This window comes from Nitrosomonas sp. GH22 (genome assembly GCF_009833115.1).
In the GTDB taxonomy this organism is placed as follows: Bacteria; Pseudomonadota; Gammaproteobacteria; order Burkholderiales; family Nitrosomonadaceae; genus Nitrosomonas; species Nitrosomonas eutropha.
Genome location: NZ_QRCA01000010.1, coordinates 128,539 through 150,396 on the forward strand (window position 1 = coordinate 128,539; position 21,858 = coordinate 150,396).

Consider the following 21,858-nt stretch of genomic DNA (forward strand, 5'->3'; position numbering starts at 1 on the left):
CCGAAAGCGTTACGGCGTAACCCGCGACGAAAAATCTACGCTGCTTCGGTCTCTTCCTCGCAAGCTCGGATGTCGCCGAAGGTCTCGATATTTTCTGCTGGCCACAGAAAGGGCTTAAAACGCGATTTAAGCGATTTTCATCACTCCAACACCTTCTGGCACTGCTCAATCGCTCTATCGCTGCGCTCATCGCTCTTCGCGGCATACAGCGGCACAAATCGTTCATGGTGCGTCATCCTGGATGACCGTGACCGGAACTGAAGAGATCTCCCCGCAGATCCGGTCAACCATGGACGCAAGGAAATTGAGGTGAACAGGCGTAAACGCCATACCATCGGGAGAGAGCAAACGGCCGTCATGACACGTCCAGCCGCGCCACGCATTACCGGGTAACGCAAACGGTACCAGCGCAGTTGATCCAGAACTGACACGACGACGGTATTCCTTGTCCCACATGCGAGCCTTGTCGATCATCCAGTTGAGAGGGTAGAGATCACCGGGAGTAAAGGTTTTGCCTTCAGGAGAAATCAGTTTGTTACGCAGTAACATCCAGCCTTTCCAGTCACCGGGCAACTCATAGCCCGTCATGATGCGAAGAAACCGGAACGCGGCATAAGGCATGTGAACCAGGCCGCGTTCCCAGTACTGAACAGAACGCAGTGAAACCCGAAGCATATCGGCAACCTGTTGCCGGGTAAGACCCGCCAGCAGCCTTGTTTCACGGATGGTGTCATAGTTCACAGGCTTGTACGGCTTGCGTTTGTAGCGACGTTTACGGGGCATGGTGATACCTCACGGGCAGCGGGATATACCAGCGTCGATCCCTGCGATGGTAAAAAGCGCCTTCAAAGCGACCTTCGACACACCATTCAAGAATATCTCCAAGCGTTACGCCGTAACGTTTTGCGAGTGCTTCATCAGAGATCATGATTGCCTCCCGGCAAGATGAACCCGATAAGCTGCTTTAGAACGCGGGCCGCGCAAGTTAACAGACAAGCAGAAAGGAATCGAAATACGCCAGATATTCCGGGAATCTTTGCTTCCACGAATACGACCCTGCTGCAGTAAGGTACGGACACGCCTGGGAGATATCCGGAGAAAATCAGCAACCTCAGAAACGGTCAAATAAATCATCAGAATTCCCCCTCAAAAAAGGCATCAAACCCATTGAATGTGTGCGGAACAGTTTTTAAGGGTGTTTCAAGGGTGAAAAAATCCACGGAAACCCGCGCCAAATGGTGAATTAATGGACTAATGCCGGTTAACTCAATCTTTCCCAAAATGGGAATGAATGGACTAGTGTTACTATGTCCATTCAGGCATTCCTCGTTCCTCGCTGCGCTCGTCGCTCGTCTGCCCTCATTACCCAAAATCAACCCGCTGTTATCGATCCCGATCCTGATTGAAGAAATTCTCCAGAGAACCATACTCAAGTTTGATTTCAAGCATGGCCAGCCGACACGGCAACCACAGAAAAAAATTGACCCAAAAACTGCTGAAACCAAGTCGTTCCATAGCCTTGACGAGCCAGCTTGAAAAGGAACTGTTGATAAGCACACAGAACAGACCGCCGTAGCGGGTTTTTTGATTTGACATAACGCGTTTCCTTGTGTGTTTTCATGCTGCGAGCATGAGCATCTTATTTCGTATAATTTGCATTATGTTAAATTAAAGAAATAAATCTGGAAAAAGGGAATAATAATACGTTTCTTGCTCCCGCAACTTTCTTCATGGCAGCCCTCTCGTGAACATTCGTCCTTTGGATTCTGTACGTTGTTATGCGGTACTTCAGGCGCGCGACACTAATTCTGATGGTTTGTTTTTTGTAGGTGTATCCACTACACGGATTTATTGCCGTCCCGTTTGTCGAGCACGTTTGCCACAAGTAGATTGGTGTACATTTTATTCTAGCGCAGCACGTGCGGAGCAGGATGGTTACCGTCCTTGTTTGCGTTGTCGGCCTGAACTTGCACCGGGCAATCTCAGAACAAGTGGAATCGGATACGAGGTTCAGTCGACAGCAGAACGAATCCGGATGGGATTATTGATGCACAATAATATCGAAACATTGATGGATGAGCTTGGGCTGCAGTCATATCAATTCCACCAGATCGTTGAACGTGAATATGGCGTAAACGCGACTGAGCTGGAAACAACCCAGCGTCTGTTGCTGGCTAAACAATTACTCACGGATACAACTCTGGAAATAAATGATATAGCGCACACCTGTGGTTTTCCAAGTGTTCCCCATTTTAGCGATACCTTTACATCCAGATACCGGTTAAATCCATTATCCCTACGCAAGAAATATCCGGTCAACGAGGAAACTACTATTTTGTTACGGCTGAGTTATCGCCCACCGCTGGCATGGAATGCCTTAATCCGTTTTCTCTGTAGTCGCAGTAATATACGCTTGAGTCAGATACAGAATGGCAACTATCTGCAAACAGTAAATCTTGATGGATGTCAGGGCTGGGTTACTGCAAAACAGGACACAAAGCGCCATCAGATATATGTGCAAGCCTCACGGTCTTTATTACCTTGTCTTATCCGGTTGCAAATGTATCTACGCCGTCTATTTGATTTGGACGCTAATCCGGCAATAATCGAAGCTCATCTGGGAAATGACGACATATTAAAGCCGCTGATTGCCAATCATCCCGGTCTGCGTATCCCCGGAACATTGGATATTTTTGAACTGGGTCTACGCGCAATACTGGGGCAACAGATAACCGTCAAGGCAGCCACTACATTGTTTGGCCGCTTTGTTGCAACCTTTGGTAAGCCAGTGGACACCCCTTTCCCGGGGCTGGATCGTACTAGTCCGCCTGCAGAGCTCATCGCCGACACTTCTCTGCAAGCCCTCATCGATATTGGTCTGACTGGGCGGCGAGCTCTGACTATTCAGCGATTTGCACAAACTATCGTGAATGGCGCACTGAAACCTGAGTCAATCGATCGAAACAAAATAATCGAACAACTACTGGAACTGCCGGGGATTGGCCCCTGGACTGCTCAATACATTGCAATACGGGCACTGGGGGACTCCAATGCATTTCCAGCTTCAGATCTCGGTCTGTTACGCGGATTGCGGATGGAAAAACCGGCCGAACTGTTGCGTCGTACTGAAAAATGGCAACCTTGGCGTGCATATGGTGCGATTCACTTATGGCATCAGTGTGCAGGAGAATGAGAAAATAGCGCTATTAAGTATAGTCTGATTACATGATAATCCTACAAGGAGAGCAAGCAATGAATTATTACATCATTATGGAAAGTCCCATTGATCCGTTGTTGCTCACGAGTGATGGTGAATTTCTTACTGGGTTATATATGGAAAAGGAAGCTCAGAAACTGTTATCCGGCATGAAAGATGGCTGGCTACAGAATACAGATGCTATCCCTTTCAAAGAAGCTATTGCCCAGTTAAATGCTTATTTTTCCGGGGAACTGCATGAATTTGATTTGCCACTCAAAGCAACTGGCACCCCTTTTCAGGAAATGGTCTGGCAGGCATTAACCTCTATTCCTTATGGCAAGACAGTTAGTTACAAAGATATTGCCGAGCACGTTCATCTGCCCAGAGCTGCACGTGCGGTAGGAATGGCAAACGGTCGTAACCCTATTTCCATTATTATTCCCTGTCATCGCGTCATTGGCGCCAACGGCAAACTAACGGGGTACGGAGGCGGTATCCACCGCAAGGAGTGGCTGCTTGAACATGAACATAAAGATAAGCAAACTACTCTTATCTGATTTTATGGATGTGGCGGATAATTGCTGAATATTGCTCAAGCGATAAATTTTCTGCCCGCAGCCCCGGATCAATCCTCAGCTGGTCAAAATCCTTGATAGTCAGATAATGACGCAGTGTATTACGCAGTGTTTTACGCCGTTGAGAAAATGCAGCCAAGACCATCTCACTAAACAGTTTTTCCAGCTCAAATGGAATAACTGGTACCACTCTTGGGCGCATACATACAATGGCAGACTGGACTCGCGGAGGTGGATTAAACGCTTCTGCGGGGACGATTAGCATTTGTTCCATTTCGAACCTGTTTTGCAGCATCAGCGACAAACGCCCGTAATCCGGCGTGGAAGGCTGTGCCACCATGCGCTCCACCACTTCAAGCTGCAACATGAAGTGCATATCGATAATCAGATTGCTGAATCGGGACAGATGAAACAATAGTGGCGTGGAAATATTGTAAGGCAGATTCCCAACAATTCGCAGCCCCTCTCCCAGCGCAGAAAAATCAAATTTCAGAGCATCGACATTATGAATGACCAGCTTCTCAGCATAATTTCGGGACAGATAATCAACGATATCCCGGTCGAGCTCAATGGCTTGCAGCGTGTCCAGATTATTCAGCAAAGGCTGGGTTAATGCACCCAATCCGGGCCCGATTTCAATCATTCGGTCGCCTGGTAGTGGACAAATGATGTGAATGATCTCGGCAATGATGTGATGATCAACCAGAAAATGCTGGCCAAAACGCCTGCGGGGAATATGCCGCATGTTAATTCTCAGATTGTTAGTTTGCCTGCAGAGAGTTGTTTCTGGTGTTCCTGACGAGCGTCAACGCCATTTCAATGGCAGCATGTATGCTGCCAGGATCGGCCTGTCCAGTTCCGGCCAGCTCCAACGCCGTACCGTGATCCACTGATGTGCGAATAATGGGCATTCCAAGGCTGATATTCACACCATGGCCAAAACTGGCATGTTTGAGTGTCGGCAATCCCTGATCGTGATACATGGCAAAGATGCAGTCATATTTCTTGAGTTTGGGAGGATTAAACAGAGTATCTGCCGGTAGCGGACCCAACAGATTCATCCCTTCGTTACGCAGTTTTGTCAGTACTGGAATAATAATGTCGATTTCCTCACGACCAAGATGTCCGGATTCTCCAGCGTGAGGATTCAGTCCTGCCACGGCAATGCACGGATTTTTAATTACAAACCGTGTGACCAGATCATGATGAATAATACGCAACTTTTGTTCCAGTCGCTCAGGCGTAATCGCAGCAGGAACATCTTTAAGCGGCAAATGGGTTGTGGCAAGGGTAACGCGCATACCGCCACCGGCCAGCATCATAACGGCATGGCTGTTTGTCAGCTCTGACAGATATTCAGTATGCCCGGAGAATGGAATGCCTGATTCACTGATAATACCTTTATGTACCGGCGCCGTGACTATGGCATCGGTCTTGTGGGTGCTGCAGGCTGCTACCGCCAACTGTAACGTTGTCAGTACATAAGCTGCATTGCCAACATCCAGCTGACCTGTTACCACCGGGTTTTTGACGGGTACATGCAGTACATGTACGCACCCCGCTTTATGTGGCGGCAGGCAAGGAAAATCGTCTATTGAATCAACTTCCAATACCTGCAAAGGTAATCTCAGTTTTTCTGCACGCTGTTCCAATACGTTGCGATCAGCGATAACTGTCAGTTGATAAGGCAGATCCTGTTGTGCAACTTGTACACTTAAATCCGGGCCGATACCAGCGGGTTCACCGGCAGTTACCACCAATCTTGGGATGGAAGCAATTGTCATATTGAAGATCCAGCCAGTAAATCAAGCCTATCTGTAAAAAAGATCACTTCATCATTGTTGTACATTCGCTCAGATGCCTTCAACTTTATATTCCACATAGGCCTGATCTCTGAGCTGCTGCAACCATTCCTGCGTAACGGCATCTGCTTTGCGTGCATGGATAGTCTTGCGCGCTGTTTCACGCTGTTTCTGCTCGCTTACATCTTGTGAGCGCCGCTCAATGACCTTGATCAGATGCCAGCCAAAAGATGTACGCACGGGTTGGCTGATTTGCCCTGGCAGCAATGCATTCATCGCTTGTTCAAATTCGGGCACGGTATCTCCTGGAGAAACCCAACCCAGATCTCCCCCGGCAGATGCACTGGCATCTTCCGAATGCGCCTTGGCCATCTCCATAAAATCCGCCCCGTTATGAATGCGTTCCATGATTTGATCAATTAGCTGGTGCGCATCTTCTTCAGAAATTATTTCACTGACCTTGATTAAAATATGCTGTGCATGCGTCTGTTCAATGATTGTTACCGACTTTTCCTGTTGTCGGCGTTCGAGCAACTTAAGAATATGAAACCCAATCGGGCTGCGTACCACAGGAGTAATCTCTCCCGGTTGCATTTGCAACAGCAATTCAGCAAAGGGTGAACCTATCTGGCCAAGTGGGCGCCAGCCCAGCTCACCTCCCTGCATCGCATCCGTTGCATCGGAATATTCAGCAGATACCTGTGCAAAACTGATGCCCTGCCTAAGATCTTCATAGGCTGCCTCGGCACGTTTGTGGCGTGTATCGATCTGTGCCTCATCCATCTGTTCTGAAGTCTGCACCAAGATATGCGCGATGCGATACTCTTCGTTAGCCGCCGGTGAGTTAGCCTGATTTTCCAGAAAGTTATCGATTTCACTCTCGGTTACATTGACACGGCTGTTTATTTCCTGTTCTTTCAGTCGGGACATCAAAATTTCATCGCGAATTTCATCCCGGAATAGGCTTAAATTAGTTCCTTCCTGCAAAAGCACTTGCCGGAACTCATCCATGGTGAGGTGGTTATCTTGAACAATCCGGCGCAAGGTTTGATCAAGATCGTTGTCACTGACAGATAACCCGACTTCCTTGGCGCGTTGCAGCTGTATTCGTTTGATGATCAGGCGTTCCAATAACTGTTTCTCCAGAACCTCCATGCTAGGCAACTGTATATTCTGTTTCTGCAATTGCTGAATTGTATTTTGCAGCAGCTCATTAGTTTCCTGCTGGGTGATCACTTCCTCATTAACCACAGCCACAATACGATCAATTGGCTTGATGTCGTTCCCGGGATGGAAATTTTGTGCAGAAATATTTACCACCCACATAGTGGTAAAAGCTCCGATCAATGCGAACTTTCCAAACTTTGACTGTATAAACTGGCTTAATCGGATCATTGTAAATCTGTCCTTACATAACCTGGAATACTCTGTTGCAGCACACGTATCGGATTGGTACCGATTCTCATTAAATCGTTCAATTCCAGTTGAACGAAAATATTGGTTGAGGTTTTTTGTGTTGCCGTCGTAAAGCGGCTGGCTACCAGGCGCAGTGACCAGCAGCAAGCGTTATATTCAAGGCCTAGCAGGCCGGCAAGCAGCTTGTCATTTTTCAAAGAATAATTGATAGCGGCAAAGCCCTGCCATCTTTTCAGGAAAGGCCACTGAGTAGACAAGTCAACCTGTTCCAGAACATCCCTGGTAAAACGATAGCCAGCGTTTATAACCTGACCTGGGGCCGGGTTATAGCTGATGCCGGTACGAATTTTTTCTATCAGCAGGTTATTCTGGTTAAGCTGTATCCCTGCGTCAGTCTTGACATGCTGTGCAAGACTACCGGAAAGTTCTGCAATAAAATCGGATCCTGCCCTTGTGACCTGGGGTGAGGTTAGCAAGACCCGGCGATCGCTGAAACGAATTCTTTGCCCTACAGAAAAGCGCAGGCGTTCATTACCGGTCGCTGAATGAATCAGGCGTGAACTCATTGCCAGCGTAATTTCATTGGCATCATTGATTCGATCTTCACCACTAAACCTTTTTTCCATGAACAGCTGGGCAAAACTAAAGTCCATTTCTGCCGAATCAAAGTTGGGTAACAGCCGCTGTTCTCTGTATGGAATATAGGTATAAAAAACGCGTGGCTCCAGGGTTTGAATAAAATTTCCACCCCCTAATGTCATATCACGCTCCAGTACCACGCCGCTATCCAGGCTGAATATCGGCACAGATCGGTCAAGATGCTTATCATTTGTGCCTGGAAAGGCTGGTGTATTCAAATCATATTTTGTGTAGTGCAGCCCCACCCGTGGCCGAATGAAACCAAAGGAGTTTTCTAGTGGCAAAGCAACACTGGGAAATGCTGTAAAACGTAAACCATGCGGTAATGTCGGGTGAGAAAAGTGCGTAAAACTGCTGGCAAGGTCGAAATCCAGACCATAGACATTACTTTTCACCGCGTTCAGTGTGAATCGTGGCAGGATTTTGAAGGGTGAAATAATAGGCGCCCTGGGGTCCTGAACTGTCTGAAATTGTTGCATAAGTGTACTGAATATGAGCATGCCATTGCGGCCCAGTTCACTGAAATAACTTGCCGTTGCCTGTTGCAGCAGGTTGACTTGAGAAGTAAACAGAATATTGTTACCCAGATCCCGGAAATAATTGTGATCAGATACCCGGTTGTAGTTCAACGCCCCAAACCACCCAGATCCAAGAAATTGGGAGTGATTAAACTGTAAGCCATAGCGCGTTGTATCGGTTACCAGATCATTCGGCAAATAATCAAACTGTAAACGGCCACCGAGTCCCTGTCCGATGTAGCGAAACTCGTTATCCAGCATGACACCACGCCTGCTCATGAGGCGCGGCGTAATCGTGGCATCATAATTGGGTGCAATATTCCAGTAAAAAGGAACTGATACTTCGACTCCGCTTCTACTTGTGTTACCCATAATAGGCGACAGAAAGCCGGTTTTTCGTTCCTTGCTGAAGGAAAAGTTCATCCACGGTAGGTAAAGAATCGGCACATCCTTGAACCGGATTGAAGCATGGCGTGCAGTTCCTACTTTTTTTTCATTATCTATTTCCAGATCATCCGCCAAAATGTACCAGTCATGATTATCTTCCGGACAAGTGGTATAACGCGCTTTCTTGATTCTGTACTGATTTTCTCCTTCTAGTAGCAGCAGGCTCCCGCTGCCCCGCCCATTTCCACCCTTGAGAGCGTAGCGAGGATCACGCAACTCGCCAATATCGGTCTGTAGATTCATCTGCAGGAAGGTACCCCATAGCGTATCGTCAGGGCGCTCAAGCAGCGCATTACCTTTCACATCTACATCTTCTGTATCCTGATAATATTTAACGTGATCGGCTGATAATGTCTGATCACCACGACGCATCCGCACATTGCCGGTTGCCTCAATTTCCTGCTGATAATGCCCATCGATCCGATCTGCTTCAATATGAACCGGTTGAGATTCGCCTGATCCGGATAATTGCTCCGCATTCACGAATCGAAGCGGCAGCAGCAACAAGCAGATGTACAGTATTAAATGTAATTTTGACAGAAGACTCATTCAGGACCAGGACTTAAATGGATTTTTTCTGGATGTCTTTTAATAAAGGCACCATTATCCGGTAATTATCCCGGGTGGATAATCGGAACAAAGGTCTGGTTGCTGGTGATTTTGGATATATCCAGGTAAAAACACAGTTACACTTTAAAGCAGGAAATACGTCAAAGAAGGACATTTCCACATATTTTGATTAATTCTTTGTATAACTCGATTGTTCCAATGTCCGATTTGATGCCTGAATTGAGCACCATTTTTTCATCTAATGGCTTGCTCGCCCGCAATATACCAGACTATCGCTCACGCACCCAGCAGCTGGAGATGGCACAAGCTATCGCACACGCAATAGAGAACCAGGAAATTCTGGTTGCCGAAGCGGGTACAGGCACAGGAAAAACCTTTGCCTACCTGGTGCCGGCGTTATTGTCGGGAGGAAAAGTTATTTTATCCACCGGTACCAAGACATTACAGGATCAGCTTTTCCAGCGTGATATCCCAACTATACGTGCTGCGCTGAAAGTCCCGGTAACGGTTGCACTATTAAAGGGACGTGCCAATTATATCTGCCATTATCATCTTGAACGCACATTGAATTCGGATCACGCTCACTTTGCTAACCGTACTGAAGTAAAATATCTCAATCTGATTAAACGGTATGCCAATACCAGCAGCCACGGTGATAAAAGCGGGCTGGATAAGGTACCAGAACAGGCGGCCATCTGGCAGCATGTTACTTCCACGCGGGAAAACTGTCTGGGATCAGATTGTCCGCATTACCGACAATGCTTTGTTATGGAAGCGCGCAAACATGCATTGTTGGCAGATATGATTGTCGTTAATCATCACCTGTTCTTTGCGGATGTCATGCTGCGTGATGAAGGATTGTCCGAGTTACTGCCCGCTTGTAATACCGTGATATTTGATGAAGCACATCAGTTACCGGAAGTGGCCAGCCTGTTTTTTGGTGAATCAATCAGCACTGGCCAGATAGTGACTCTGGTGCGTGATATCCATACCGAGGCTCTACTCGTTGCGCGGGAATTTACACCATTGTTTGATGCGCTGGCTGCGGCAGAAAAAGCTGCACTGGATATCCTACCGACAATCACTGAAAAGCATGCGCGCCTCTCCTTCGCAACCGCCGCACAGCGGCCTGGATTCAGTGAGGCGCGGCAAGTACTACAGGAAAAACTGGTACAACTGGCTGATTTGCTTGAAACCCAGGCTGTTCGTTCTCAAGAATTACAAAACTGCTGGCTGCGAGCGCAAGCTATTCTGAACAAAATCAGACAATGGCACGAGCAATCCGAATCCGGCAAAATTATCAGCTGGATTGAGACCTACAGCCAAAGCCTGCAATTCAATACCACGCCTTTGTCTATCGCAGAAACATTCAGCAGGCAGCTCAATACCACAGCACGTGCATGGATCTTTACCTCTGCTACGCTATCAGTCAAAAAGGATTTTTCCCATTACAATCGAATGATGGGGCTGGCTGAAGCCAAAACCGCCAGCTGGGATAGCCCGTTTGATTTCCCTAATCAGGCACTGCTTTATGTGCCGACTCAGTTGCCTGATCCAAATACACCGAATTACACCGAGAGCATCATCCAGGCAGTGTTGCCGGTGATTAAGGCCAGCCGTGGGCGAGCATTCATTTTATGCACCAGTTTGCGCAACATGCAGCAGATCCATGAGTTACTGCAGGATGCGTTCGAGCAGGAGCAACTCGAATATCCGTTATTACTGCAAGGAGAAGAAACCCGCTCTGCCCTCCTGAATCAATTTCGTAAACTGGGCAATGCCGTCCTGGTGGGCAGCCAATCTTTCTGGGAAGGTGTGGATGTACGCGGCCGCGCACTTTCACTGGTAATCATTGACCGGCTACCTTTTGCCTCACCAGATGATCCGGTATTATCTGCCCGCATCGAAAAATATACGCAGGAAGGTCGTAATGCGTTTATGGAATACCAGCTGCCACATACTATTATCAATTTAAAACAGGGTGCTGGTCGGTTGATACGGGATGAGTATGATCGGGGAGTATTGATGATTTGTGATCCGCGTCTGATATCCAAACCCTATGGCAAACGAATCTGGCAAAGTCTGCCACCAATGAAACGCACTCGTGATCTGGATGAAGTAACACATTTTCTGGCTGCTGTTTAATGTCATTCCATTCCAATTGTTTATCTTTGTCGGACAGCACTATTTTTGGAGATATGCGATGACAACATTTAGGCGTGTTTTTACCTTTGCAATTTTGCTGTGGATCGGATCAGCGATCGCTGATGGTGATCATCACCCTGCCAATAACATTGATCAGGAAAAACTCGGAAAGGTACATTTCCCGGTATCCTGCACACCTACTGCACAAAATCAGTTTGATAAAGCTTTAGCGATGCTGCACTCATTTTGGTATGACGAAGCCGAAAAAGCTTTTCAGAGAGCCATCTCTATTGACCCAAACTGCACCATGGGGTACTGGGGTATCGCAATGAGTCTTTATCAGCAATTATGGGCGACCACCCCCACAACAGAAGAAGTACAACGGGCACGTAACGCCCTTGCACAAGCACAGTCATTACCAATCAAAACGGATCGGGAAAAAGCCTATCTGGATGCGATTGCTACCATCTATCCAGCAAAGGATGATGATCGTGATTACAGCTCGCGAAAACTGGCGTATGAGCAGGCCATGAAGCGTATTACTGAACAATTTCCAGACGATAATGAAGCTACATTATTTTACGCATTAGCACTGATTTCAAATGTCTCGCCAGACGATAAAACTTTCGTCAGGCAAAAACAGGCGTTACAGTTACTGCAACGTGTCTTGAAGGATGAACCGCAACACCCTGGTGTCGCTCACTACATCATCCACAGTAGCGATTACCCTGAGCTGGCAGAATTCGGACTCGATGCTGCGCGGGCATATATGGATATTGCACCCACCGTACCGCATGCTCTACACATGTCATCCCATATCTTTGTTCGCCTGGGTCTATGGTCGGATGTGGTGCAATCCAATCTGGCAGCGCACCGAGCTTCACAGGAACACGCGTCTGGCAATTACGGGGACGACATTCACGCTAAGGATTTTCTGTTGTACGCTTATTTACAATTGGGTGAAACAGAAAAAGCACGTGCAATTATGCAGGAGATATTGGCAACTGATCAGGCGCATCCGCATAACACCACAATCGCCTATGCCTTTGCCGCTATTCCAGCACGTTTTGTTGCTGAACGCGGTGATTGGCATGCAGCGACCAAACTAAGTGTTCATCCAACGGATTTTCCGTGGCAGCAATTCGGCTGGTGTGAAGCGCTTACCCACTTTACTAAAGGAATGGGTGCCGCCAGAATTGGCAATATAATTGAGGCAGAAAAAAGCCTGAAACGATTGGAGACATTGCGTGATCACGATCATGCAGCACATCAGGATTACACTGCTGGTCAAATTGAAATTCAGCGACTGGCTGTTGCTGCCTGGATTGCAGCTGCAAAAAATCGATCTGAAGAAGCATTGCAACTGATGCGTGCGTCAGCTGATCTGGAAGATTCAACTGAAAAAGATAATGTCACACCCGGCTCTATTATTCCAGCTCGTGAGTTACTCGGAGAGTTATTGCTGACAATAAATCAACCGGAAGCAGCACTAAAGGAACTGGAAACCTCATTGCAACGCACACCCAATCGTCGTAATGGGATCTCACTTGCAGCGCAAGCAGCCAGGAAAGCAGGCGATCTATCCAAAGCCGACCAGTACGAACAGCAATTTCAGGCACTGTAGCAGAGGCTCTTTCTGATATTTTCTGGATTCTGATGGATAAAGCTGCGTACGATACTTGCTGCATGCAGGCTTCCGGGGAGCGTTTTATTCTGCAGTAGACACAACAATCAACATGCGAATGAATTCCATGATCTCGGGGCGAAACACATCGTTATGGCCCGCAATCAGTTGCTTATCGACTTTTACATTCAGGTAGGGATTGTGAATTACTGTGCGCCTCAGACTTGTCAATTCTGTTCTGCCAAATTGTATTGATCCTTCTGGTAGCTGACTCTCCCAGATCGTTTTGGCTTGATCATAAGCCGGCTCCATGCTTGCGCTGATGGGATGTAATTCATGGCTTTGCAGAGGTTCGAAATGGCCAACTGTCTGGCGATCTGCAGCGCCTTCGCTATAATAGGAGAGTGGCAGGTTGCAATCATTACGATTGATTGTGCCGTGAGTTTCAAAGAGGGTTGAGAAAATCCGGCCAGCGGGAAAAGCATATTTGGTCGCATAATCAGCTTCAGAAGTCAAAACAACCAACCGTGGCGGTTGATTCTGGAAATAGCTGCAGCGTGCCTGTGCCAGATCATAAAGAGGTGCATATTTGAGCGCTTCAAAGGCTGGATTGAGCAAGACCACAAGATCTCCAAACCCTTCCGCATTACCGACATAGTTCTTGTTGCCAGCGCTGTTGACAAAGCGATCGGCGAGAATCTGGGCGGTGGCACTATAAACTGCTGCTCCACCAAGGCTATGGCCTATGACCACAAGACGACTTTTTACCGGTGGCTCCTGAGTATTCTTGACATTACGGATCTCTTCCAATCGCAATAACAGTTCAGTCATGCCAAGATATCCCACTTCATGGGCCGTATTCTTGCGATCCCAGAAAGTAGCATCTTTTGCCAACGGCACATCAATTGATTCCCCGCGCCAGCCGACATAAACACCCACGACTTTGCGCGGCGTTCTGCCAGAATGCTGCAGTTGATTCTCAACCTTACTTAGCTCGGCCAGACTGTGTTTGAAACTTTCTACATTGGTATCACCTGGACTGGCATTATGATGCCAGCCATGAACAAAAACATTGATTAACAGGCTTTCTTTTGAAGCTAGTGCGTACAACACATTCAGCAGTGCCTGCATTTGTGCACGGTTACGAAGTTGCCCCTGATCATCAATTTCGACAAAACCGAGCAAATATTCCTGATTTGTTTCCTTGTTGTGCTGCTGAATAGAATAAGATTCACATGATTTTTGAGCTGTCACCACACAACTGCTGAAGTTGTTGTGGTAGATTTCATTAGAGGAACAAGCAGATAGCAGCAACGCAAACGATGCGGCCAGCAACAATTTTTTTGTTGTATCATTCATTTCTTAATCCCCTATGCCCAATATCCCGGCGCATCTGACAGCCATCGAAATGAATGCTCTTTGCAATGGCATAAGCGCGCGACCGTGCCTGCTGGATGTCTTCACCTAAAGCAGTCACTCCCAACACCCGTCCACCGGCAGTCAGGATTTTCTCTGGATTTTCGCTACTTGCAGTAGTTCCGGCATGAAAAATATGAAATTTATCATCCGCATCCTGATTCGCCATCATTACATCCAAGCCGTGAATAACATCATTTTTCCGTGGGCTATCAGGATAGCCTTGTGCCGCCATCACGACACATAATGCAACTCTAGGATCCCACTCAACATTGACTTTATCCAGTGTGCCATTGATCGCATAATCCAGCAAAGAAAATAAATCAGTTTTCAGTCGCAGCATGATGGCCTGGGTTTCCGGATCGCCTAAGCGACAGTTAAATTCTAGCACCCTGATATCACCCCGAGATGAAATCATCAATCCCGCATAAAGAAATCCGGTATAAGGTTGTGATTGTTGTGCCATCCCTTCGATCACGGGCATAATGACTTCCCGCATTATTTTTTCATGCAGGCCAGGAGTAATAACCGATGCCGGAGAATAGGCACCCATGCCACCCGTGTTTGGCCCTTTATCATTATCCAACAAACGTTTGTGGTCCTGACTGGTAGCCAGAGGCACAACATTCTGTCCATCCGACAAGACAATAAAGCTGGCTTCCTCCCCTTCCAGATATTCTTCGATCAAGATATGTGCCCCTGCAGCCCCTAATTTATTATCTACCAGCATGGAATCGACAGCTGCATGTGCTTCATCCCATGTCTGCGCGACAATCACACCCTTGCCGGCTGCCAACCCGTCAGCCTTGATGACAACAGGCAAAATATGCTGATCGAGATAGTGATGGGCAGCAGCAGCATCGCTAAATGTTTCACCGGCAGCGGTTGGAATACCATGGCCAAGCATGAATGCTTTGGCAAAGCTTTTGGAGCCTTCTAGCTTTGCGGTATTTTGGGTTGGGCCGAATATTTTCAGCCCCGCAGCCTGAAAGATATCAACGATACCATCCGTCAATGGCGCTTCCGGACCTACTACAGTCAAATCAATTTTTTCCTGCCGGGCAAATGCCAGCAAATCAGAAATAGAAGTTACCGGAACATTTTCCAATCTGGCTTCCAGTGCTGTTCCGGCATTGCCAGGTGCGACAAAAACCTTCTTGACCAATGGAGATTGAGCCAGTTTCCATGCCAGAGCATGCTCTCTGCCGCCACTGCCGACCACAAGTAATTTCATCTGACTATCTGAATAGAATTTAAGGGTACAAGTTGACGGGAAGCAAAAAAGAAACGTAATCTGCTAATGTCTGAAATGTCTGATACCAGTAAAGATCATGGCTATCCCTTGTTCGTTGGCGGCAGCAATGACCTCTTCATCGCGAATACTGCCACCTGGTTGGATGACAGCCTTGGCACCTGCCTGGGCGAGCACATCCAGGCCATCCCGAAATGGAAAAAATGCATCCGATGCAACGACAGATCCATGCAAATCAAGATGAACCTGTTCTGCCTTAATTGAAGCAATACGGGCACTGTCCACTCGACTCATCTGTCCGGCACCAATGCCAAGTGTTTGGCCATTGCTACAAAATACAATGGTGTTGGATTTGACAAACTTTGCCACTCGCCATGCAAATAGGCAATCCTCAATTTGTGCATCCGTTGGCTTTACTTGTGTCACCACTCGTAACTGATTAGCCGTGAGATTAAGATCGTCCGGTGTTTGAACCAGTAAACCACCATCCACACGCTTCAGATCATACAGATTGCCATGCGCGCCCAATGGAACGGTCAGTACCCGAATATTGGATTTTCCTGCCAGAAGTTGTCTGGCTTCCATGCTGAATTCCGGTGCAATAATCACTTCCACAAATTGTTGCAACATTGCTTTAGCCAGATCAGCTTCGACTGCACGATTAATCGCGATAATGCCGCCAAAGGCTGATACCGGGTCGGTAGTAAATGCTTTCTTGTAAGCAGCAAGCGGATTATCAGCAATGGCGACGCCACAAGGATTGGCATGCTTAATGATAACGCAGGCGGGTTTATCGAAAGTTCTGACACATGCTAATGCCGCATCGGTATCAGCAATATTGTTATAGGACAGTGCCTTCCCCTGGAGCTGGTTATAGTCTGCCAGGCTGCCTGTTATATCTGCTGCATCACGATAAAACGCTGCCTGCTGATGAGGATTTTCTCCATAACGCAAAGACTGAGTTAATGTGAAACTGAGATTGAATTGATCCGGAAATGGTTTGCACTGGCCGGTTGAGGGTTCCAGTGCCGTCAGATAATTGCTGATTGCCCCATCGTAGCGTGCAGTATGCGAAAAAGCCTTTTGCGCTAACTTGAAACGATAATCATGATCAACTGATCCATTGTTTGATCGTATTTGTTCCAGCAGTGGTTCATAATCCTGCGGGTCGGTTACAACGGTAACACGCTGAAAATTCTTGGCAGCTGCCCGGATCATAGTAGGCCCACCGATATCAATGTTCTCGATTGCCTCTTCAACTGTACAGTCTTGCCGGGCGATTGTACTGGTAAACGGATACAGATTAACCACTACCAGATCAATCGCTGGAATTTGTGCCTGTGCCATTGCCTGCTGATGTGCAGGCAAATCCATCCTGGCAAGGATCCCTGCGTGTACCTTGGGATGCAGCGTCTTAACCCGTCCATCCAGCATTTCGGGGAAGCCAGTATAGTCGCTCACTTCTACGACGGGAATACTCGCTTCCTGCAGCAATTTTGCAGTCCCGCCGGTTGAAAGAATCATAATATCGAGTTGATGCAGAGCCGAGGCCAGCTCAACCACGCCTGTTTTGTCTGAAACACTGATGAGTGCTTGTTTAATACTCATTTGAAAAAATTATCCGATCTGATGTTTGGTTAGCCGGTTACGCAAAGTATTACGATTGATGCCAAGTAGTTCAGCCGCCTTACTTTGATTGCCTTGTGCATGATGCATGGCAACTTCTATTAATGGTTTTTCCACACTACGTATCACTATTTCATAAATAGGGCATGGTTTTTCACCCTCCAGATCGCGAAAGTAAGCCTCTACTGCTTTACGAACACAGAGTGCAATTTCATTTTCATTAATAACAGTCATGCCTCAAGGATCTCTTCGTCAATATAGGTAAGTGTTTGGCTCCGATCAGCCTGCTCATGGAAAAACTGATGGGTGGCTGCCAATTGTTCCTCAACCGATGCAAGCCGGTTCATGGCATGGCGAAAAACAGCAGAACCTGCCAACCCACGGGTATACCAGGAGATATGTTTGCGGGCGATTCGCACGCCTGAATATTCACCGTAGAACTGATAAAGCTCTTGCAGATGGTCAATCAAAACACGATGAATTTCAGCTACTTCAGGTAAAGGTAAAAAATTGCCTGTTGCCAGATAATGATTGATTTCCCGAAAAATCCAAGGTCTACCCTGGGCAGCACGACCTATCATGACAGCATCCACTCCCGTGTATTCAAGTACTTCTCTAGCTTTCTCCGGTGTATTGATATCGCCATTGGCAATCACAGGAATATTGATGGCTGCTTTGACGGTCGCGATGGTGTCATACTCAGCCTGCCCCCGATAGGCACAAGCACGTGTACGCCCGTGTATAGTCAGTGCCTGGATACCTGCACTTTCAGCAATTCGGGCAACTGCAACTGCATTTTTATGCTGCGTATCCCAGCCGGTTCTGATTTTCAGGGTGACTGGAATATCCACAGCCTGCACGACTGCCCCAAGAATTTTGCTGACCAGATCTTCATCTTTCAGCAAAGCTGATCCTGCCATGACATTGCATATTTTTTTGGCTGGACACCCCATGTTGATATCAATGATTTCGGCACCATGATCCGCGTTGTGGCGCGCAGCTTGTGCCATCATGGCTGGATCAGCGCCTGCAATCTGTACCGAAACAGGTTTCATCTCTCCCTCATGACAAGCACGGCGCAGGGTTTTTTCAGAGCCATATAACAGGGAGTTACTGGAAATCATTTCAGACACCGCCATCGCAGCGCCCATCCGCTTGCACAATTGTCGGAAAGGTCGATCTGTCACTCCTGCCATGGGGGCAACAATCAATTTATTTTTAAGCGTATAGGAGCCAATTTGCATAAACAGGTAAAATCAGGTTAAAAACGTCAGAAGAAAAATTCCATAGCTGCTAGCTGGTTTTGGCTGTTAATGAAAATTATTGAAAAATCAGATCCAAATTTTAATCCGGAACTGGATTATCAGATTTTTATAGCACACCAGCGTGTTTCGCTTATTCTAGTAATCAGTTTTTTGTACCGAATATCATTTGCCGTGCAACCAGGCGTTTTGCGGGCGGCAGACAATCCAGAACAGTCAATCCTATTCCGTTGCAAGTTTGTATCAGCGGCAAATCGGCTGTAAACAGTTTTATCAGGGAATCCGTAAACACTCTGCCCATATGCTTGTCACGCTGGCGCCGTTTGCTATAGACAGACAGCATTCTGCTTGATCCTGGCTCACCAGGCGCACCAGAAGGGATGTGACTAATTTCACTGGCCAGCTCCCATGCGTCTCTCAATCCAAGATTAAAACCCTGCCCGGCAACCGGATGGAGTGTTTGTGCAGCATTGCCTATTATTACTGACCGATGGCCGATAATTGTTGACGCATGTTTGAGTATCAGTGGGAAACTTGATCGCTTACCTGCGTGAATAAAATTACCCAGACGATCTCCAAATTGTTCGTGTAAATGCAGCAGAAACAGTCTGTCATCAAGCCTCAGTATTTTTTTTGCTTCGGCAGTCGGCATTGTCCATACCAACGCATATTTATCGCCAGATGGCAGCAGAGCCAATGGCCCGTTCAGGGTAAAACGTTCAAAAGCTGTTCCTGGTCGGGACGATTCGGTTTTGATGTTAGCCACAATCGCCGTATGCCGGTAATCATGAACGCGATAACGGATGCCATCAATCTGCTCCGCAAGTTTTCCACCATCCGCCAGCACCAGTAATTTGGCTTGAACCTGTTTTTCTGTCTCATTTTGCCGGTATGTTATCCGGGCTTGTTGTTGACCTGTCTGTATGGTCGTAACCAGCGCATTTGTTCGGTATACGACACCATAATCTCGCACGGATCGACCCATGGTATGGTAAAGGTTATGATAATTGATCACATAGCCCAGTGCTGGAACTCCTGCATCATCAGGCGTAAGCACGGTATGGCCAAAATGACCGAAATTCGAAATATGAATTGTGGTAATTGGCGTAGGTTGTGTCAGATTTTTCCAAATACCCAAGTGTTGCAGGATTAAACGGCTACCATATGAAAGAGCTAGCGGTCGCGGATCATCCACTTCTTCTGGTAACTCACGTGCTTCAAGCAGCAAAATCGAGAGCTTGTGTTCACGCAATGCTAATGCCAGGGCCATTCCAACCGGACCGCCTCCAACAATGACAATATCGAATTGTTGATCAATCATGACTGTTCATATAAGCAATAGAATCATGCAGACAGATTGATCACAGACATTTGGACTTGTGTTGTGATCTATCGATAACGGAACTCAGCAGATCTGGCGTGTGCCTCAAGCCCTTCCCCCTTTGCCAGAATAGATGCGATCTTGCCTAACCTGGATGCTCCCTCGGCCGAAACTTGAATCAGGCTGGTACGCTTCTGGAAATCATAAACACCCAGTGGAGAGGAAAAACGAGCCGTACCGGAAGTGGGAAGTACATGGTTGGGGCCAGCACAATAATCTCCCAGTGCCTCACAGGTATATCGCCCAAGGAAAATTGCGCCAGCGTGCCGAATACTGTCTACCCATTGTTCTGGCTGATCAACGGATAACTCCAAATGTTCAGGAGCAATCCGGTTTGCAATCAGACAGGCTTCCTCCAGATCACGCACTTTGATCAATGCACCACGATTTTCCAATGAGGTACGAATAACCTCCCGGCGTGGCAGTGTATTGATTAATCTGGCCATACTTTTTGCTACTGCATCCAAAAAAGTTTCATCTGGGCAAAGCAGAATTGATTGTGCCTGCTCGTCATGTTCTGCCTGCGAAAACAGATCCATCGCAATCCAGTCAGGGTCGGTCTTTCCGTCGCAAATAACCAGAATTTCCGATGGCCCTGCCAGCATATCAATTCCAACCTCCCCGAATACATGCCGCTTTGCCGTTGCCACGTAGGCATTGCCCGGGCCAACAATTTTATCTACTTTCGGAATGGTTGCCGTGCCATAAGCCAAGGCAGCAATTGCCTGTGCCCCCCCAATAGTAAAAATACGATCTACTTCGCAGATTGCAGCTGCCGCCAGTACCAGCGGATTTTTTTCTCCTCCTGGTGTTGGGGTTACCATAATCAGTTCATTGACACCGGCTACCCGGGCAGGAATTGCATTCATCAGCACTGATGATGGGTAGGCTGCCTTGCCACCGGGCACATAGAGCCCGACACGATCCAGCGCAGTAATTTTCTGTCCCAGTCGTGTGCCGTCTGGCTCAACATAATCCCATGACTGGGCTAGCTGTTTTTCATGGTAGAGACGTATACGGGAAGCAGCCTGTTCCAGGGCCTCGCGTTGATCACTACTCAAGGCTTCCAGAGCAGATTTCCATTGATTCCGAGGTAATTCAACCTGATCAATCCGAGTTATATCTAGATTATCGAACCGGCGTGTCAGCTCAAGTAACGCTTCATCTCCGTATTTCCTGATCTGATTCAGGATATGAATCACTATCCGATCAATCTCGTCATCAAGAGATATCTCAAAACTCAATAGTGATCTAAGTTCTTCTTGGAAATCAATATCTGAGGACGACAGCCGCCTGATTTGAATCATAGTAATTAAGAGTTGAGAGGACTACACATTTGCAGGGATTGCTGCATTAAACGCTTCTAACAAAGGTTGTATTGTGGAATTTTTCAGCTTCAGCGCCGCCTGATTTACGATCAGGCGAGCTGAGATTGGCATAATTTCCTCGACGGCTTGCAAACGATTTGCTTTGAGTGTTCCACCAGTCGAAACCAGATCAACAATTGCATCCGCCAAGTCAACAAGCGGAGCAAGCTCCATTGAACCATATAATTTGATCAGATCGACATGCATCCCTTTTGCAGCAAAATGGCTGCGCGCGGTTTTTACATATTTGGTAGCCACACGCAAGCGCGCGCCCTGAAAAACTGCCGAAGCATAATCATAGCCGTCTCGCACTGCAACCATCATATGACAGCGGGCGATTTTTAGATCCAGGGGCTGATACAACCCGACTCCATCATGCTCCAGCAGCACATCTTTCCCGGCCACGCCCAAATCAGCAGCGCCATACTGTACATAGGTTGGCACATCTGTAGCCCGCACCATAACGAGTCTGACATCGGGACGGTTGGTCTCAATGATCAGTTTACGGGAAGTATCCGGATCATCCTGCGGGATAATGCCGGCAGCTTCCAGAAACGGAATAGTATCCTCAAAGATTCGCCCCTTGGAAAGAGCTATGGTGATATCCGGCATCAATAGT

The 21,858-nt window shown here is 47.4% G+C and carries 20 protein-coding genes; 5 read left to right on the top strand and 15 right to left on the bottom strand.

Annotated elements, in window-relative coordinates; all coding sequences use genetic code 11:
- Nucleotides 1-222 precede the first annotated feature (222 nt).
- From ABF86_RS04190 to ABF86_RS04200, 3 genes are read right to left on the bottom strand one after another with little or no spacing between them, the layout of a single operon-like run.
- Nucleotides 223-783, bottom strand: a complete 561-nt coding sequence (locus ABF86_RS04190; RefSeq protein WP_074684534.1) for a VC1465 family Xer recombination activation factor — start codon at nucleotides 781-783, stop codon at nucleotides 223-225.
- A complete protein-coding gene (locus ABF86_RS04195) occupies nucleotides 773-928 on the bottom strand; it encodes a hypothetical protein (RefSeq protein ID WP_160803469.1) in 156 nt (51 codons plus the stop codon). Before ABF86_RS04195 ends, ABF86_RS04190 begins: the two co-directional genes overlap by 11 nt.
- Nucleotides 925-1,134: a helix-turn-helix domain-containing protein gene (locus tag ABF86_RS04200; protein WP_074684533.1), complete on the bottom strand. Its 210-nt coding sequence runs from the start codon at nucleotides 1,132-1,134 to the stop codon at nucleotides 925-927. Before ABF86_RS04200 ends, ABF86_RS04195 begins: the two co-directional genes overlap by 4 nt.
- A 120-nt stretch (nucleotides 1,135-1,254) precedes the next feature.
- Here ABF86_RS04200 and ABF86_RS12525 point away from each other — a divergent pair, with 120 nt between their 5' ends.
- The 3 genes from ABF86_RS12525 (at nucleotide 1,255) to ABF86_RS04215 (ending at nucleotide 3,756) form a co-directional block, all read left to right on the top strand.
- Nucleotides 1,255-1,536, top strand: a complete 282-nt coding sequence (locus ABF86_RS12525) for a hypothetical protein (RefSeq protein WP_204987556.1) — start codon at nucleotides 1,255-1,257, stop codon at nucleotides 1,534-1,536.
- Nucleotides 1,537-1,744: 208 nt separating this feature from the next.
- Complete coding sequence (locus ABF86_RS04210; RefSeq protein WP_083341396.1) at nucleotides 1,745-3,193, top strand: DNA-3-methyladenine glycosylase 2; 1,449 nt, start codon at nucleotides 1,745-1,747, stop codon at nucleotides 3,191-3,193.
- A gap of 59 nt (nucleotides 3,194-3,252) precedes the next feature.
- The gene (locus ABF86_RS04215; RefSeq protein WP_011634295.1) at nucleotides 3,253-3,756 is read left to right on the top strand and encodes a methylated-DNA--[protein]-cysteine S-methyltransferase; all 504 of its coding nucleotides are present in this window, start codon (nucleotides 3,253-3,255) and stop codon (nucleotides 3,754-3,756) included.
- Here ABF86_RS04215 and rsmA read toward each other — a convergent pair.
- The 4 genes from rsmA to ABF86_RS04235 form a co-directional block, all read right to left on the bottom strand.
- Nucleotides 3,749-4,519 (bottom strand): 16S rRNA (adenine(1518)-N(6)/adenine(1519)-N(6))-dimethyltransferase RsmA, encoded by a 771-nt coding sequence (gene rsmA, locus ABF86_RS04220; RefSeq protein ID WP_074684530.1) that lies wholly within the window; start codon nucleotides 4,517-4,519, stop codon nucleotides 3,749-3,751. The genes ABF86_RS04215 and rsmA overlap by 8 nt on opposite strands.
- A gap of 16 nt (nucleotides 4,520-4,535) precedes the next feature.
- Nucleotides 4,536-5,558 (bottom strand): 4-hydroxythreonine-4-phosphate dehydrogenase PdxA, encoded by a 1,023-nt coding sequence (pdxA, locus tag ABF86_RS04225; RefSeq protein ID WP_074684529.1) that lies wholly within the window; start codon nucleotides 5,556-5,558, stop codon nucleotides 4,536-4,538.
- Nucleotides 5,559-5,627: 69 nt separating this feature from the next.
- Nucleotides 5,628-6,971 carry a peptidylprolyl isomerase gene (locus ABF86_RS04230; RefSeq protein WP_074684528.1) on the bottom strand — a complete coding sequence of 448 codons (1,344 nt, stop codon included), beginning with the start codon at nucleotides 6,969-6,971 and terminating at the stop codon, nucleotides 5,628-5,630.
- Nucleotides 6,968-9,145 (bottom strand): LPS-assembly protein LptD, encoded by a 2,178-nt coding sequence (locus ABF86_RS04235; RefSeq protein ID WP_074684527.1) that lies wholly within the window; start codon nucleotides 9,143-9,145, stop codon nucleotides 6,968-6,970. Before ABF86_RS04235 ends, ABF86_RS04230 begins: the two co-directional genes overlap by 4 nt.
- Before the next feature lie 231 nt (nucleotides 9,146-9,376).
- Here ABF86_RS04235 and ABF86_RS04240 point away from each other — a divergent pair, with 231 nt between their 5' ends.
- Together ABF86_RS04240 and ABF86_RS04245 are read left to right on the top strand one after the other, a co-directional pair.
- Nucleotides 9,377-11,311 (top strand): ATP-dependent DNA helicase, encoded by a 1,935-nt coding sequence (locus ABF86_RS04240; protein ID WP_074684567.1) that lies wholly within the window; start codon nucleotides 9,377-9,379, stop codon nucleotides 11,309-11,311.
- 58 nt (nucleotides 11,312-11,369) lie between these two features.
- Complete coding sequence (locus ABF86_RS04245; RefSeq protein WP_074684526.1) at nucleotides 11,370-12,935, top strand: hypothetical protein; 1,566 nt, start codon at nucleotides 11,370-11,372, stop codon at nucleotides 12,933-12,935.
- Nucleotides 12,936-13,019: 84 nt separating this feature from the next.
- On the opposite strand, the gene ABF86_RS04250 is transcribed toward ABF86_RS04245, so the two are convergent.
- From ABF86_RS04250 to hisG, 8 genes are all read right to left on the bottom strand, one after another.
- Complete coding sequence (locus ABF86_RS04250; protein WP_074684525.1) at nucleotides 13,020-14,294, bottom strand: esterase; 1,275 nt, start codon at nucleotides 14,292-14,294, stop codon at nucleotides 13,020-13,022.
- Entirely contained in the window at nucleotides 14,287-15,585 is a 1,299-nt protein-coding gene (purD, locus tag ABF86_RS04255) for a phosphoribosylamine--glycine ligase (RefSeq protein ID WP_074684524.1), read from the bottom strand. The genes ABF86_RS04250 and purD overlap by 8 nt, the downstream gene beginning before the upstream one ends.
- A gap of 63 nt (nucleotides 15,586-15,648) precedes the next feature.
- Nucleotides 15,649-17,211, bottom strand: a complete 1,563-nt coding sequence (gene purH / locus ABF86_RS04260) for a bifunctional phosphoribosylaminoimidazolecarboxamide formyltransferase/IMP cyclohydrolase (protein WP_074684523.1) — start codon at nucleotides 17,209-17,211, stop codon at nucleotides 15,649-15,651.
- A 9-nt stretch (nucleotides 17,212-17,220) separates the two neighbouring features.
- Complete coding sequence (locus ABF86_RS04265; RefSeq protein ID WP_011634284.1) at nucleotides 17,221-17,463, bottom strand: helix-turn-helix domain-containing protein; 243 nt, start codon at nucleotides 17,461-17,463, stop codon at nucleotides 17,221-17,223.
- Complete coding sequence (gene dusB / locus ABF86_RS04270; protein ID WP_074684522.1) at nucleotides 17,460-18,473, bottom strand: tRNA dihydrouridine synthase DusB; 1,014 nt, start codon at nucleotides 18,471-18,473, stop codon at nucleotides 17,460-17,462. Before dusB ends, ABF86_RS04265 begins: the two co-directional genes overlap by 4 nt.
- Before the next feature lie 163 nt (nucleotides 18,474-18,636).
- On the bottom strand, nucleotides 18,637-19,812 hold the full coding sequence (locus ABF86_RS04275; protein WP_074455574.1) for an FAD-dependent monooxygenase: 1,176 nt from the start codon (nucleotides 19,810-19,812) through the stop codon (nucleotides 18,637-18,639).
- A gap of 68 nt (nucleotides 19,813-19,880) precedes the next feature.
- Nucleotides 19,881-21,179 carry a histidinol dehydrogenase gene (gene hisD / locus ABF86_RS04280; protein ID WP_074684521.1) on the bottom strand — a complete coding sequence of 433 codons (1,299 nt, stop codon included), beginning with the start codon at nucleotides 21,177-21,179 and terminating at the stop codon, nucleotides 19,881-19,883.
- Between the two features lie 21 nt (nucleotides 21,180-21,200).
- A complete protein-coding gene (gene hisG, locus ABF86_RS04285) occupies nucleotides 21,201-21,851 on the bottom strand; it encodes an ATP phosphoribosyltransferase (protein WP_074684520.1) in 651 nt (216 codons plus the stop codon).
- Between the last annotated feature and the right edge of the window lie 7 nt (nucleotides 21,852-21,858).